General features: G+C 67.0%; 9 protein-coding genes. 6 read left to right on the top strand and 3 right to left on the bottom strand.

Going from position 1 to position 13,783, the window contains the following annotated elements:
* The first annotated feature begins 1 nt into the window (after window position 1).
* The 3 genes from RAM80_RS06780 (at window position 2) to RAM80_RS06770 (ending at window position 3,353) form a co-directional block, all read left to right on the top strand.
* On the top strand, window positions 2-1,171 hold the full coding sequence (locus RAM80_RS06780) for an efflux RND transporter periplasmic adaptor subunit (protein ID WP_416425454.1): 1,170 nt from the start codon (window positions 2-4) through the stop codon (window positions 1,169-1,171).
* Window positions 1,164-2,570 (top strand): efflux transporter outer membrane subunit, encoded by a 1,407-nt coding sequence (locus tag RAM80_RS06775; RefSeq protein WP_416425453.1) that lies wholly within the window; start codon window positions 1,164-1,166, stop codon window positions 2,568-2,570. Before RAM80_RS06780 ends, RAM80_RS06775 begins: the two co-directional genes overlap by 8 nt.
* 270 nt (window positions 2,571-2,840) lie before the next feature.
* Window positions 2,841-3,353 (top strand): MgtC/SapB family protein, encoded by a 513-nt coding sequence (locus RAM80_RS06770; protein WP_416425452.1) that lies wholly within the window; start codon window positions 2,841-2,843, stop codon window positions 3,351-3,353.
* Window positions 3,354-3,549: 196 nt separating this feature from the next.
* Here the strand turns inward: RAM80_RS06770 and RAM80_RS06765 are convergent, their stop codons facing one another.
* On the bottom strand, window positions 3,550-3,711 hold the full coding sequence (locus RAM80_RS06765) for a hypothetical protein (protein ID WP_416425451.1): 162 nt from the start codon (window positions 3,709-3,711) through the stop codon (window positions 3,550-3,552).
* A gap of 187 nt (window positions 3,712-3,898) precedes the next feature.
* Here RAM80_RS06765 and RAM80_RS06760 point away from each other — a divergent pair, with 187 nt between their 5' ends.
* From RAM80_RS06760 to glgB, 3 genes are read left to right on the top strand one after another with little or no spacing between them, the layout of a single operon-like run.
* Window positions 3,899-5,917 carry an alpha-1,4-glucan--maltose-1-phosphate maltosyltransferase gene (locus RAM80_RS06760; RefSeq protein ID WP_416425450.1) on the top strand — a complete coding sequence of 673 codons (2,019 nt, stop codon included), beginning with the start codon at window positions 3,899-3,901 and terminating at the stop codon, window positions 5,915-5,917.
* A gap of 14 nt (window positions 5,918-5,931) precedes the next feature.
* Window positions 5,932-9,249, top strand: a complete 3,318-nt coding sequence (treS, locus tag RAM80_RS06755) for a maltose alpha-D-glucosyltransferase (protein WP_416425449.1) — start codon at window positions 5,932-5,934, stop codon at window positions 9,247-9,249.
* Between the two features lie 3 nt (window positions 9,250-9,252).
* On the top strand, window positions 9,253-11,475 hold the full coding sequence (gene glgB / locus RAM80_RS06750; protein ID WP_416425448.1) for a 1,4-alpha-glucan branching protein GlgB: 2,223 nt from the start codon (window positions 9,253-9,255) through the stop codon (window positions 11,473-11,475).
* A 92-nt stretch (window positions 11,476-11,567) separates the two neighbouring features.
* On the opposite strand, the gene RAM80_RS06745 is transcribed toward glgB, so the two are convergent.
* On the bottom strand, window positions 11,568-12,275 hold the full coding sequence (locus RAM80_RS06745; protein WP_416425447.1) for an autotransporter domain-containing protein: 708 nt from the start codon (window positions 12,273-12,275) through the stop codon (window positions 11,568-11,570).
* 309 nt (window positions 12,276-12,584) lie between these two features.
* Window positions 12,585-13,316, bottom strand: coding sequence for an endonuclease/exonuclease/phosphatase family protein (locus RAM80_RS06740; RefSeq protein WP_416427428.1), 732 nt, complete (start codon window positions 13,314-13,316; stop codon window positions 12,585-12,587).
* Window positions 13,317-13,783 lie beyond the last annotated feature (467 nt).

The raw sequence follows: 13,783 nt of genomic DNA, 5'->3' as shown, positions 1-13,783 counted from the left end.
CATGTCAGCGCAGCATTCGGCAAGCTCCCGGCGCGGCCGCCTGGCACTGATCGGGGGGGTGGTGCTGGTGATTGTGGTGGTGGTCGCCGGGGTCAGCACTCGCGCCACCGAGTCGCGCAACCTCAAGGCCTGGACCGACACCCAGGCCATGCCCACGGTGGTGCTGATCGCGCCGAGCCGGCCGGACAAGGGCCCGGTGCTGAACCTGCCGGGGCGCCTTGAAGCCTGGTCGCGGGCCTCGATCTTCGCCCGGGTCAGCGGCTACCTGAAATCCTGGACCGTGGACATTGGCGGCAAGGTCAAGGCCGGGCAGTTGCTGGCCGAGATCGATGCCCCGGAGCTGGACCAGCAGTTGCTGCAGGCCCGGGCCCAGTTGGCCACCAGCCAGGCCAATGCGCAACTGGCGGCCACCACCGCCCACCGCTGGCAGGTGATGCTGGCGTCCGATTCGGTGTCGCGCCAGGACGTCGATCAACGCGTGGGAGACCTGGCGGCCAAACAGGCCGAAGTCGCCTCCGCCAAGGCCAACGTCGACCGGTTGCTGGCCACCAAGGGCTTCCAGCGGCTGGTGGCGCCCTTCGATGGCGTGGTCACCGCGCGCGCCACCGACGTCGGCGCGTTGATCAACGCCGGCAGCGGCGGCACCGGGCCGGAGCTGTTCGCGGTGTCCGACATCAGCCGCCTGCGCGTGTACGTGCAGGTGCCCCAGGCCTTTGCCGCGCAGGTGCGCGAAGGCACCAGCGCCAGCCTCACCGTGCCCGAATACCCCAAGGACAGCTTCCAGGCCAAGGTGGTGGCCCGTGCGGACGCCATCAACCCGGCGTCCGGCGCCACCCTGGTGCAACTGATGGTCGACAACAAGGCCGCGCGGCTGATGCCGGGGGCGTTCGCCAACGTGCGCTTCGACCTGCCGACCCAGGCCGACACCCTGCGCCTGCCGGCCAGCGCGCTGCTGTTCGATGACCAGGGGCTGCGCGTGGCCACCCTGGACGGCAACGATCACGTCAAATTCAAGACCGTGACCATCGCCCGCGATTTCGGCGACACGGTGGAGATCGGCTCGGGCCTGGCGCCGAATGACCGGGTCATCGACACCCCGCCCGATGGCCTGGCCGACAACGACGCGGTGAAGATCAGCCCGCCGCCCCAGCAGGGCAGCAACCATGGTTAAGCGCCTTGCGGCCCTGTGCCTGGCCGTGTTGCCCTGCGCCTGTTCGCTGGCGCCGCCTTATAAAGTGCCACCCATCGACACCGCGGCGCAGTACCGCAACGTCGGGCCCTGGGCGCCGGCGCAACCGGCCGACCAGATGAACCGCGACGGCTGGTGGACGATTTACCACGACAGCCGCCTGAACGCCCTGCAGCAGCAACTGGCCGCCAACAACCCCGACCTCAGCGCCGCCGTCGCCCACTACGCCCAGGCCCAGGCCTTCCTGGCCCAGGTGCGCTCCGACCTGTTCCCCACGCTCAAGGGCTTCGCCAATCCCCAGCGTATCCGCCAATCCGACACCCGCCCACTGCGCGCCACCGGTGGGCCCAGCGACTACAACTCGGTGACCGTGGGCGTGGAGCTGGACTACGAGGTCGACCTGTGGGGGCGGGTGCGCAACTCGGTCGACGCTGGCGCCGACGAGGCCCAGGCCGCCGCTGCCGACCTGGCGTCGGCACGGCTGAGCCTGCAGACCCAGCTCACCGACGACTACATCCGCCTGCGCGGGCTGGACCAGCAGACCCAACTGCTCAGCGCCACCACCGACGCCTTCGCCAAGGCCCTGAACCTCACCGAAGGCCTGCATGGCGGCGGCATCGTCTCCGGCCTGGACGTGGCGCGGGCGCGCACCCAGCTGTCGTCGGCCAAGTCGCAATTGTCGCAGAACCAGGCCCAGCGGGCGCTGATGGAGCACGCCATCGCCGCCCTGGTCGGCGCCCAGCCGGCGCAGTTCAGCGTGCCGGTGGACACCGCGCGCATCGAGCTGCCGGTGGTGCCCGCGGGGGTGCCGTCGGCGCTGCTGCAACGCCGCCCCGACATCGCCGCGGCCGAACGCCGGGTGGCCGAGGCCAACGCCAAGATCGGTATCGCCCGCGCCGCCTATTTCCCCACCATCACCCTCAGCCCGCAAATCGGCTACCAGAGCGACCAGTACGCCGGCCTGCTGGCGGCGCCCAACCTGTTCTGGTCCATCGGCCCCTCGCTGGTGGCCACCCTGCTCGATGGCGGCAAGCGCAAGGCCGGCGTCGACGCCGCCCGCGCCGCCACCGACGAAGCCGCCGGCCACTACCGCAGCACCGTGCTCGGCGCCTTCCAGCAGGTGGAAGACAACCTCACCCTGATCGCCGGCCTGGGCAGCGCCCTGCAGGACCAGCGCGACGCCGCCAGCGCCGCCCACGACTCGGAAAACCTCGCCCTGTCGCGTTACAAGGACGGCGCCGTGGGCTACCTCGACGTGGTCGAGGCCCAGACCGCCGCCTTGCAGGCGCAAAGCGGCGTGCTCGACCTGCAGACACGCCAGTTGAGCGCCAACGTACAGCTGGTAAAAGCCCTCGGCGGCGGTTGGAGCACACCCCTGTAGCAGCAACTGTCTTGAAACCGCGCTGCCTGCATCGCGACTAAAGTCGGCTCCTACGTCGTCCGTGGTAGGAGCCGGCCTTGGCCGCGATGCAGACGACGCGATCGAGGAGGTACGTGCCCCTGTAGCAGCGGCCGCAGGCCGCGTCCGGGGTTGAATGCGGTGCCCAGGCATGGCGGCGGCGCCTGTGACGCGGCCTTTGGCCGCTGCTACGGGCACTTCCTGGGCGGGGGGAGGGTCAATAGCTCAAGTCCCCCCGTGAAGGCCCTTGCAATGAACGCCTGGTGGCATGAAGCCTGGAACACCCTGGTCGCCGAATTCGCCGACATCACCGACGCTTCGCAACTGACCCGCGTCGCCGTGCGCCTGCTGATGGCCGGGGTGCTGGGTGGCATTCTCGGTTTTGAACGCGAGCACAAGGGCAAGGCGGCCGGGGTGCGCACGCACATGCTGGTCTCCCTGGGCGCCGCGCTGTTCATCCTGGTGCCGCAAATGGCCGGTGCCGACCCAGCGGCGATCAGCCGGGTGGTGCAGGGGCTGGTGGCGGGCATCGGCTTTCTGGGCGCGGGGACGATTCTCAAGGGCCATGCCGAGGATGCCCATCACGTGAAGGGCCTGACCACCGCGGCGGGCCTGTGGATGACTGCCGCCATCGGCGTCGCCGCCGGCATGGGGCGCGAGGCCACGGCGTTGCTCAGCACGCTGCTGGCGCTGGGCGTGCTGGCAGTCATGCCGATCGTGGTGGGGCGCTTTGAAGCCAAGGACCCTTCACCCCGCGACCCGTAGCAGGAATGTCTTGTGGGAGCTGGCTTGCCAGCGAGCTTTTATGGCCCCAACAGCTCGCTGGCAAGCCAGCTCCCACAGGACGCAGCCTGCGGGGGAGCGCGTTGTCGGGAAAAATTTCATGACCTGACAGTCACGCTTATTCCCGGCGCATCTATGCTCTCTAGTCGCTATCGCGAAAAAATCCGTTCACGTCCGTTCACAGCTGCGCCGGCGGCTCCTGGCTCGGTGGATCGCCCACGGTAGGCGGCACGGTGGGTTTCACCGGCAGCTCGTCCGGGTCCACGTTGGGGTCGGGCGGCGGCAGGGTCGGGTCGTCGATGTTGGGGTCCGGCGTTTCGGCGGGGATAGGGATATTCATGGGGTTCCTCGCAGTTTTCGGGGTACTCAGGGATCTGGACAGCAGGCAGCCGCCGATGACTCCCGGGCATCACTGCTGCTGAACTTTCAGCACCCCCATGGCTCGGAACTTAAGTCAGGCGTTGGCACCCCTGTGCCGGCGTTAACGGTAATGGATGAGCGTCCTTGGGGCGTGGAGGAGATGCTCGATGACCGCGGATCAACCCTTCGAAACCGGCCAGGCGGCCGAGCAGAGCAATGAACAGGCGCTGAGCCTGTCCCAGGCCCTGCTGTTGCCACGAATCGTGATCGAAAACACCACGCCCGCCATCGACGGCGGCCAGTTTGCGGTGAAGGCCGTCACCGGCCAGACCCTGACGGTGAACAGCAAGGTCTACGCCGACGGCCACGACAAGCTGGCCGTGGTGCTGCGCTGGCGCGCCCTGGGCTCGGACAGCTGGCACAGCGTGGGCATGAAGGACCTGGGCAACGACAGCTGGCAGGGCCACTTCAGCGTCGGCCAGGTGGGCCGCCATGTGTTCAGCATCGAGGCCTGGATCGATCACTTCGCCAGCTACCGCTACGAGCTGGAAAAGAAATACGCCGCCGGCGTGCCCATCGGCCTGGAGCTTGAAGAAGGCCGCCTGCACCTGGTGCACAGCGCCGAGAAAAGCGAGGAGGGCCTGCGCCGCCAACTGCTGCACCTGCACGATCAGTTCCAGGGCCTGGACCCGGACGGCCAGGTGGCGCTGCTGCTGCAGAAAGACACCGCCGCGCTGATGAGCCTGGCCGACCCTCAGGCCTACCTCAGCAAGAGCCAGCTGTTCCCGGTGGAAGTGGAGCGCGAGCGCGCCCAGTTCGCCAGTTGGTACGAGCTGTTCCCGCGCTCGATCACCGACGACCCGGCCCGCCACGGCACCTTCAACGACGTCCACGAACGCCTGCCGATGATCCGCGACATGGGCTTCGACGTGCTGTATTTCCCGCCCATCCACCCCATCGGCCGCAAGCACCGCAAGGGCCGCAACAACTCCCTGGAGGCCGGCCCGGACGACCCCGGCAGCCCGTACGCGATCGGCAGCGCCGACGGCGGCCACGACGCCATTCACCCGCAGCTGGGCAGCCGCGAGGACTTCCGCCGGCTGGTGGCCGCTGCCGCCGACCACGGCCTGGAGATTGCCCTGGACTTCGCCATCCAGTGCTCCCAGGACCACCCCTGGCTGGTGGAACACCCGGGCTGGTTCAGCTGGCGCCCGGACGGCACCATTCGCTACGCGGAAAATCCGCCGAAGAAATACCAGGACATCGTCAACGTCGACTTCTACGCCGCCGACGCCATTCCCAGCCTGTGGCTGGCCCTGCGCGACGTGGTGGTGGGCTGGGTGGAGCAGGGCGTGAAAATCTTCCGCGTCGACAACCCGCACACCAAGCCGCTGCCGTTCTGGCAATGGCTGATCGAGGACGTGCGCCGCGACCATCCCGAGGTGATGTTCCTCGCCGAGGCGTTCACCAAGCCGGCGATGATGGCGCGCCTGGGCAAGGTCGGTTACTCCCAGAGCTACACCTACTTCACCTGGCGCAACACCAAGGCCGAGCTGACCGAGTACTTCACCCAGCTCAACCAGCCGCCGTGGGCCGACTGCTACCGGCCGAATTTCTTCGTCAACACGCCGGACATCAACCCGTTCTTCCTGCATGAATCCGGGCGCGCCGGCTTCCTTATCCGCGCCGCCCTGGCCACCATGGGCTCGGGCCTGTGGGGCATGTATTCGGGCTTCGAGCTATGCGAGTCGGCGCCCATTCCCGGCAAGGAAGAGTACCTGGACTCGGAGAAGTACGAGATCCGCCCGCGCGACTACACCGCGCCGGGCAACATCATCGCCGAGATCGCCCAGCTCAACCGTATCCGCCGGCAGAACCCGGCGCTGCAGACGCACCTGGGCCTGCAGGTGCTGCAGTGCTGGAACGACAACATCCTCTATTTCGCCAAGCGCACCGCCGACCGCCGCAACTACATCCTGGTGGCCGTCAGCCTCGACCCCTACAACGTGCAGGAGGCGCACTTCGAACTGCCGCTGTGGGAGTTGGGCCTGGACGACAACGCCGCCACGTCGGGCGAGGACCTGATGACCGGCCACCGCTGGACCTGGTACGGCAAGACCCAATGGATGCGCATCGACCCCGGCTACCAGCCGTTCGGCATCTGGCGCATCAGCGCGGCGCTCTGAAAAGGACCTGACCCATGGCGAAGAAACCCCGCACGGCCGCGTTCATCAACGACCCCCTGTGGTACAAGGACGCGGTGATCTACCAGGTGCACGTGAAGTCGTTCTTCGACTCCAACAACGACGGCATTGGCGACTTTCCCGGCCTGATCGAGAAGCTCGACTACATCGCCGAGCTGGGCGTGAACACCATCTGGCTGCTGCCGTTCTACCCCTCGCCGCGCCGTGACGATGGCTACGACATCGCCGAATACAAGGCCGTGAGCCCCGACTACGGGACCATGGCCGACGCCCGGCGTTTTATCGCCGAGGCCCACGAGCGCGGGCTGCGGGTGATCACCGAGCTGGTCATCAACCATACCTCCGACCAGCACCCCTGGTTCCAGCGCGCCCGCCACGCCAAGCCCGGCTCGCGGGCACGGGACTTCTACGTGTGGTCGGACACCGACGACAAGTACGACGGCACCCGGATCATTTTCCTCGACACCGAAAAGTCCAACTGGACCTGGGACCCGGTGGCCGGCCAGTACTTCTGGCACCGCTTCTACTCGCACCAGCCGGACCTCAACTTCGACAACCCCCAGGTGATGAAAGCAGTGCTGGGGGTGATGCGCTACTGGCTGGACATGGGTATCGACGGCCTGCGCCTGGATGCCATTCCGTACCTGATCGAGCGCGACGGCACCAACAACGAGAACCTGCCCGAGACCCACCAGGTGCTCAAGCAGATCCGCGCCGAGATCGACGCCAATTACCCCGACCGCATGCTGCTGGCCGAGGCCAACCAGTGGCCCGAGGACACCCAGCTGTACTTCGGCGACGTCAAGGGCGACGACGGCGACGAATGCCACATGGCCTTCCACTTCCCGCTGATGCCGCGCATGTACATGGCCGTGGCCCAGGAAGACCGTTTCCCCATCACCGACATCCTGCGCCAGACCCCGGAAATTCCGCGCAACTGCCAGTGGGCGATCTTCCTGCGCAACCACGATGAACTGACCCTGGAAATGGTCACCGACCGCGAGCGCGACTACCTGTGGAACTACTACGCCGCCGACCGCCGCGCGCGCATCAACCTGGGCATCCGCCGGCGCCTGGCACCGTTGCTGGAGCGTGATCGGCGGCGCATCGAACTGCTCAACAGCCTGCTGCTGTCCATGCCCGGCACGCCGACGCTGTATTACGGCGACGAGATCGGCATGGGCGACAACATCTACCTGGGCGACCGCGACGGCGTGCGCACGCCCATGCAGTGGTCCATCGACCGCAACGGCGGCTTCTCGCGCGCCGACCCGGCCAGCCTGGTGCTGCCGCCGATCATGGACCCGCTGTACGGCTACCAGTCGGTGAACGTCGAGACCCAGTCCAACGACCCTCATTCGCTGCTCAACTGGCACCGCCGCCTGCTGGCCGTGCGCAAGCAGCAGAAGGCCTTTGGCCGCGGCACGCTGAAAATGCTGTCGCCCAGCAACCGCCGCATCCTGGCCTATATCCGCGAATACACCGGGCCCGACGGCAAGACCGAGCTGATCCTGTGCGTGGCCAACGTCTCGCGCGCCGCCCAGGCGGCCGAGCTGGACCTGTCCCAGTACGCCGGCATGGTGCCGGTGGAAATGCTCGGCGGCAGCGCCTTCCCGCCCATCGGCCAACTGAACTTTCTGCTGACGTTGCCGCCCTATGGTTTCTACTGGTTCTTGCTGGCGTCCGCCGCGCAGATGCCCAGCTGGCATGTGGAACCGGCGCAGCCGTTGCCCGATTTCCTCACCCTGGTGTTGAAGAAACGTATGGAAGAGCTCCTGGAAGAACCGTCGCGCAGCAGCCTGGAAACCAGCGCGCTGCCCCAATACCTGCCTAAACGCCGCTGGTTCGCCGGCAAGGACAGCGCCATCGAACAGGTCCGCATCGCTTACGGCGTGCGCTTCGGCACGCCTTCCGCCCCGGTATTGCTCAGCGAGATTGAAGTGCGCAGCGCCGGCACCGTCAGCCGTTACCAGTTCCCCTTCGGCCTGCTGGGCGAAGACCAGCCCAGCAGCGCGTTGCCGCACCAGCTGGCGCTGTCACGGGTGCGGCGCAACCGCCAGGTGGGGCTGATCACCGACGCCTTCGTGCTGGAAAGTTTCATTCGCGCGGTGGTGCAGGGCCTCAAGGCCAACACCGTGCTCACCTGCGACGAGGGCGAGATTCGCTTCGTGCCCACGCCGGAGCTGGCGCGCCTGAACCTGGCGGACGAGCCGGAGATTCGCTACCTGTCCGCCGAGCAGTCCAATAGCTCGGTGGTGGTGGGCGGCAGCATGGTGCTGAAGATGATCCGCAAGGTCAGCGGCGGCATCCACCCGGAACTGGAGATGGGCGCCTACCTGACGGCCGCCGGCTTCGCCAACATCTCGCCGTTGCTGGGCTCGGTCAGCCGCGTGGACCCGGAAGGCCTGCCGCACCTGCTGATGATTGCCCAGGGCTACCTGAACAACCAGGGCGACGCCTGGGCCTGGACCCAGAACAACCTGGAACGCGCGGTGCGCGACGACATGGCCATGGCCCGCTCTGACCAGGAACAGCACTACAACGCCCTGGGAGAGCTGGCCGACTTTGCCGGCCTGCTGGGCCAGCGCCTGGGCGAGATGCACCAGGTGCTGGCGGCGCCCACCGACAACCTCGACTTCAAGGCCAGCCCCAGCCGCAAGGCCGACGGCCAGGCCTGGAACGCCAGCGTCGGCGGCCAGTTGAAGCGAGCACTGCAGCTGCTGGAGCAGCATTACGACGAATTGGTGGAAGACGACCGCGGCCTGGTGGACGACCTGCTCAAACAGCGTGAGTCGCTGCTGGCGCACATCGAGCACCTCAGCCAGCAAGCCGTGGGCGGCCTCATCATGCGCGTGCATGGCGACCTGCACCTGGGCCAGGTGCTGGTAGTGCAGGGCGACGCCTACCTGATCGACTTCGAGGGTGAACCGGCGCGGCCGCTGGAAGAGCGCCGGGGCAAATACAGCCCCTACAAGGACGTCAGTGGCGTGCTGCGCTCCTTCGACTACGCTGCCGCCATGGCCATGCGCGGTGCCGAGGAAGTGGACGACTCGGTGGAAGCCGAACAGGCCCGCCAGCGCGTCGCCAAGCGTTATTTGCATGAAGCCCGTCACGCCTTTATCGAGGCCTACGGGTTGGCTACCGCCAGCCTTGCCCATGCCTGGCAGCACAGCGACGGCGAACGCGCCGCGCTGGAGCTGTTCAGCCTGGAGAAGGCCTGCTACGAAATCGCATACGAAGCCGAGAATCGCCCGAGTTGGCTGGCCGTGCCTTTGCATGGGCTATTCGGGTTACTGAGCACCAGGGGAGAGTAGTCAATGAACGCGCACAAGGAACAGGGCAAGGTCGGGGCTTTTCCGCACAAGGCGGACATCGAGGCGCTGATCCGTGCCGACCACCGCGACCCGTTCGCGGTACTGGGCCCGCACCCGGACGGTGCGGGCGGGCAATATATCCGTGCCTACCTGCCTAATGCCCTTAGCGTGCAAGTGCTCGACAAGGACAGTCAGCAGGAACGTGGCGCGCTGGAACAGGGCGAGGTGCCCGGGTTCTTCGTCGGCCATTTCCACGACCAGCGCCCGTACCTGCTGAAGGTGCAATGGGCCGGCGGTGAACAGGTCGCCGAGGACCCCTACAGCTTTGGCGAGCTGTTGGGCGAGATGGACCTGTACCTGTTTGCCGAGGGCAACCACCGTGATCTGAGCAGTGCGCTGGGGGCCCAGTGCGTCACCGTGGACGGCGTCGACGGCGTACGTTTTTCGGTGTGGGCGCCGAACGCCCGGCGCGTGTCGGTGGTGGGTGACTTCAACGTCTGGGACGGCCGCCGCCACCCCATGCGCCTGCGTCATCCGTCGGGGGTGTGGGAGATTTTCGTGCCGCGCCTGCAGCCGGGCGAGACCTACAAGTACGAGGTGCTCGGCCACGACGGCGTGTTGCCGCTCAAGGCCGACCCGCTGGCGCTGGCCACCGAGCTGCCGCCGTCCACTGCTTCCAAGGTGGCGCGCCCGCTCAGCTACCACTGGGGCGATGACGACTGGATGCAGCGCCGCGGCGAGCACCATGGGGTCAACAAGCCGCTGTCGATCTACGAGTTGCACGCCGGTTCCTGGCAGTGCGAGGTCAACGAAGAGGGCGCCATCCGTGCCTACAACTGGCACGAGCTGGCCGAGCGCCTGGTGCCCTACGTGCAGCAGCTGGGCTTCACCCACATCGAGCTGATGCCGATCATGGAGCACCCGTTCGGCGGCTCCTGGGGCTACCAGCCGCTGTCGCAGTTCGCGCCGTCGTCACGCTACGGCTCGCCGGAAGACTTCGCTGCGTTCATCGACGCCTGCCACAAGGGTGGCATTGGGGTGATCCTCGACTGGGTGCCCGCGCATTTCCCTACCGACACCCACGGCCTGGCGCGCTTCGACGGCACCGCGCTGTACGAATACGACAACCCCCTGGAGGGCTTCCACCAGGACTGGGACACGCTGATCTACAACCTGGGCCGCACCGAGGTGCACGGCTTCATGCTGGCCTCGGCGCTGCACTGGCTCAAGCATTTCCACGTCGACGGCCTGCGCGTGGACGCGGTGGCCTCGATGCTGTACCGCGACTATTCGCGCAAGGCCGGAGAGTGGATTCCCAACCGCTACGGTGGCCGCGAGAACCTGGAAGCCATCGACTTCCTGCGCCACCTCAACGACGTGGTGGCCCTGGAGGCGCCCGGCGCCCTGGTGATCGCCGAGGAGTCCACGGCCTGGCCGGGCGTGAGCCAGCCGACCCAGCAGGGCGGTTTGGGCTTTGCCTACAAGTGGAACATGGGCTGGATGCACGACACGCTGCACTACATCCAGAATGACCCGATCCACCGTACCCATCACCACAATGAAATGAGCTTCGGGCTGATCTACGCCTATTCCGAGCATTTCATCCTGCCCATTTCCCACGACGAGGTGGTGCACGGCAAGCACTCGCTGATCGACAAGATGCCCGGCGACCGCTGGCAGAAATTCGCCAACCTGCGCGCCTACCTGACGTTCATGTGGGCGCACCCGGGCAAGAAGCTGCTGTTCATGGGCTGTGAGTTCGGTCAGTGGCGCGAGTGGAACCACGACACCGAGCTGGACTGGTACTTGCTCAAGTACACCGAGCACCTGGGGGTGCAGAAGCTGGTGGGCGACCTTAACCGGCTGTACCGCGAGTACCCGGCGCTGCACGAGCAGGACTGCGTGCCCCAGGGCTTCCAGTGGCTGATTGGCGACGATGCGGCCAACAGTGTGTTTGCCTGGTTGCGCTGGAGCAAGTCGGGCGAGCCGCTGCTGGTGGTGGCCAACTTCACCCCGGTGCCGCGCGAGGGCTACCGCATCGGCGTGCCGTTTGCCGAGCGCTGGGAAGAGGTGCTCAACAGCGACGCCGAGATCTACGCCGGTTCCAACGTCGGCAACGGCGGCGCGGTGGCCACCGAGCCGGTGCACAGCCATGGGCAGCCGCTGTCGCTGTCGCTGAATTTGCCGCCGCTGGCGGTGCTGATCCTGCGTCCGCAGGTGTCATAGCGTCGACCCCATCGCGGCCAAGGCCGGCTCCTACGCCAATCGTGGTAGGAGCCGACCTTGGTCGCGATGGGCACAACGCGGCATCTCCCGCGTCACCAGCGCACCTTCACCCCCAGGTCACCAATCAACCCGTTCAGGTCATTCTGGTCGCTGGGGCTGCTGTAGTCGGCCGTCACGAAGAAACTCACCGTGGGCGTCATCCGCGCCACCAGCCCCAGGCCCACTTCCACGGTGGACGAGTTGCGGCTGCTGGTGATCTTGTCCACCGGCGCCAGGGCCACCGGGCTGTCGTTGCTGAAGGTGTAGGTCAGGCTGGTGCGCACGAACGGCTCGACGCTGGTGCTGCCCAGTTGGTAGTGGCCGGCCAGCCGCGCGCCTACCCGGCCGCTCCAGCTCGGCTCGCTGTCGTCGCTCAGCAGCCGGGGCCCTTGCCCGGCGGCACCGGGTACCAGCTGCTGGTTGATCAACTGCGCCTGGGGCTCGAACGACCAGTTTTCCCCCAGCACGAACGCCACCGTGCCGCCCAGGGCCACGGCCATGGCGCGGGCGTTGTCCGGGCGGCCGCTGTCCTGCACCTGGGAGCTGACGCTCCAGGCCACGCCCATGCCCTTGGCGAACACGGTGTACTGGCCGCCGTTGCTGGCGGGGTTCGACACGCCGGTGCTGGTGAAGGTGCGATTGCTCAGGTCCAGCGGCCCGAGCGGGTCTTCTGCGGGCTCCGCCGCTACCGCACGGGCGGGGGCGGCCAGCAGCATGGAGGCGCAGGCGGCGAAGAGGAAACGCTGTTGGAAGGTGTGCATGGCGTGGCTCCAGTGTCGTGGGTCTGGCAGGGGAGTCGCCGTGTGCGTCGCATCAAGGGCAGGGCAGCCGAAGCCAGCGCCCCAGGCTCTGCTGGGCGCGCTGAAAGGCGCGGAACAGAGGCTTGGGGCGGTGTTTTTTTGTTGTGTTGTGTTACCTGTAGCTAAGGAGAGGAGGGGGCCAGCGTCAAGAAAGCGGGGTTTTTCCTTAGCTTGCTAATCAGCGCCGGCAAGTGTTTGAAAAACCGCCGCTAATGAAATTGCTAAGCAGCTGAATATCTATGCGCGCGCCGCGCTATTCCAAAACAATCCCTACAGATGCACTTCCACCGTCAATGGCAGATGATCGGACAGATGCGTCCAGGGCTTGTTGCCCAGGATTACCGGCTCATGGCTGGTGGCGTTGCGCAGGTACACCCGGTCCAGGCGCAGCAGCGGGAAGCGCGCCGGGTAGGTGCGTGCCAGGCTGCCGTGGTGCTGCTCGAACGCCTCGTGGAGGTCCTGGGCGCGGGTGAGCGTGGCGTTGCCGCGCAGCTTCCAGTCGTTGAAGTCGCCGGCGATGATCACCGGCGCGTCCTCGGGTAGCGAGTCGAGCAGCTGGCGCAACAGCCCCAGCTGCTGCTGGCGATGGCTCTCCAGCAGCGACAGGTGCACGCAGATCGCATGCACCTCGTCATGCCCCGGTACCTGCAACACGCAGTGCAGCAGGCCACGGCGCTCGGGGCCGGTGATCGACACGTCGAGGTTGCGGTAGCGCAGAATCGGGTATTTCGACAGCAGCGCGTTGCCGTGGTGGCCGTCGGGGTACACCGCGTTGCGGCCGTAGGCGTAGTCGCTCCACATGCTGTCGGCGAGGAACTCGTACTGCGAGGTCTGCGGCCAGTTGTGGTGGCGCTCGGCGTGGCCGTCGTGCTCGCCCAGCACCTCCTGCAGGAACACCAGGTCGGCGCCGGTGCTGCGCACCGCTTCGCGCAACTCGGGCAGGATGAAACGGCGGTTGAAGGCGGTGAAGCCCTTGTGGGTATTGACGGTCAGGATACGCATCCGGTGCACCGCCAGCGGCTGCTCGGGGGGGCGGTTGCGGCGGGCCTGGCCGGTGGGGTCGGCGGTCACGGTCACTCCTTGGATCGGTGGGGCTTATTGGTTGGGACCGATGGTGTTCCTGCTCGGTTCCCCTTGCGCCACCGCGGCGCCTGCGGACGCGTTGTTTTACCCGCGTAGCAGCTGCCGCAGGCTGCGTCCGGGCGGCGCCGCGGTGTGTCTGGGTGACTGCGGCGCCTGTGGACGCGGCCTGCGGCCGCTGCTACGGGGGCGCGTTGTTTTACGCGCGTAGCAGCAACTGTCTTGAAATGGCGTCGTCTGCATCGCGACTAAAGTCGGCTCCTACACTATTCGTGGTAGGAGCCGGCCTTGGCCGCGATGCAGGCGACGCGGTCTATGGGGTATCCGCATTCGCGTAGCAGCTGCCGAAGGCTGCGTCCGGGCGGGGCCGCGGTGTGTCTGGGTGATGC

Origin of the sequence: Pseudomonas sp. App30 (assembly GCF_047947025.1) — a bacterium.
In the GTDB taxonomy this organism is placed as follows: domain Bacteria; phylum Pseudomonadota; class Gammaproteobacteria; order Pseudomonadales; family Pseudomonadaceae; genus Aquipseudomonas.
The sequence above is the reverse complement of the archived record's forward strand: the minus strand, read 5'-3'. Positions and strand labels throughout refer to the sequence as shown.

What these genes read in the sequence shown, in the direction of transcription:
- RAM80_RS06780 (WP_416425454.1), top strand. Translation starts at nt 2, where the DNA reads ATGTCAGCGCAGCATTCGGCAAGCTCCCGGCGCGGCCGCCTGGCACTG.
- RAM80_RS06775 (WP_416425453.1), top strand. Translation starts at nt 1,164, where the DNA reads ATGGTTAAGCGCCTTGCGGCCCTGTGCCTGGCCGTGTTGCCCTGCGCC.
- RAM80_RS06770 (WP_416425452.1), top strand. Translation starts at nt 2,841, where the DNA reads ATGAACGCCTGGTGGCATGAAGCCTGGAACACCCTGGTCGCCGAATTC.
- RAM80_RS06765 (WP_416425451.1), bottom strand. Translation starts at nt 3,711, where the DNA reads ATGAATATCCCTATCCCCGCCGAAACGCCGGACCCCAACATCGACGAC.
- RAM80_RS06760 (WP_416425450.1), top strand. Translation starts at nt 3,899, where the DNA reads ATGACCGCGGATCAACCCTTCGAAACCGGCCAGGCGGCCGAGCAGAGC.
- treS (WP_416425449.1), top strand. Translation starts at nt 5,932, where the DNA reads ATGGCGAAGAAACCCCGCACGGCCGCGTTCATCAACGACCCCCTGTGG.
- glgB (WP_416425448.1), top strand. Translation starts at nt 9,253, where the DNA reads ATGAACGCGCACAAGGAACAGGGCAAGGTCGGGGCTTTTCCGCACAAG.
- RAM80_RS06745 (WP_416425447.1), bottom strand. Translation starts at nt 12,275, where the DNA reads ATGCACACCTTCCAACAGCGTTTCCTCTTCGCCGCCTGCGCCTCCATG.
- RAM80_RS06740 (WP_416427428.1), bottom strand. Translation starts at nt 13,316, where the DNA reads ATGCGTATCCTGACCGTCAATACCCACAAGGGCTTCACCGCCTTCAAC.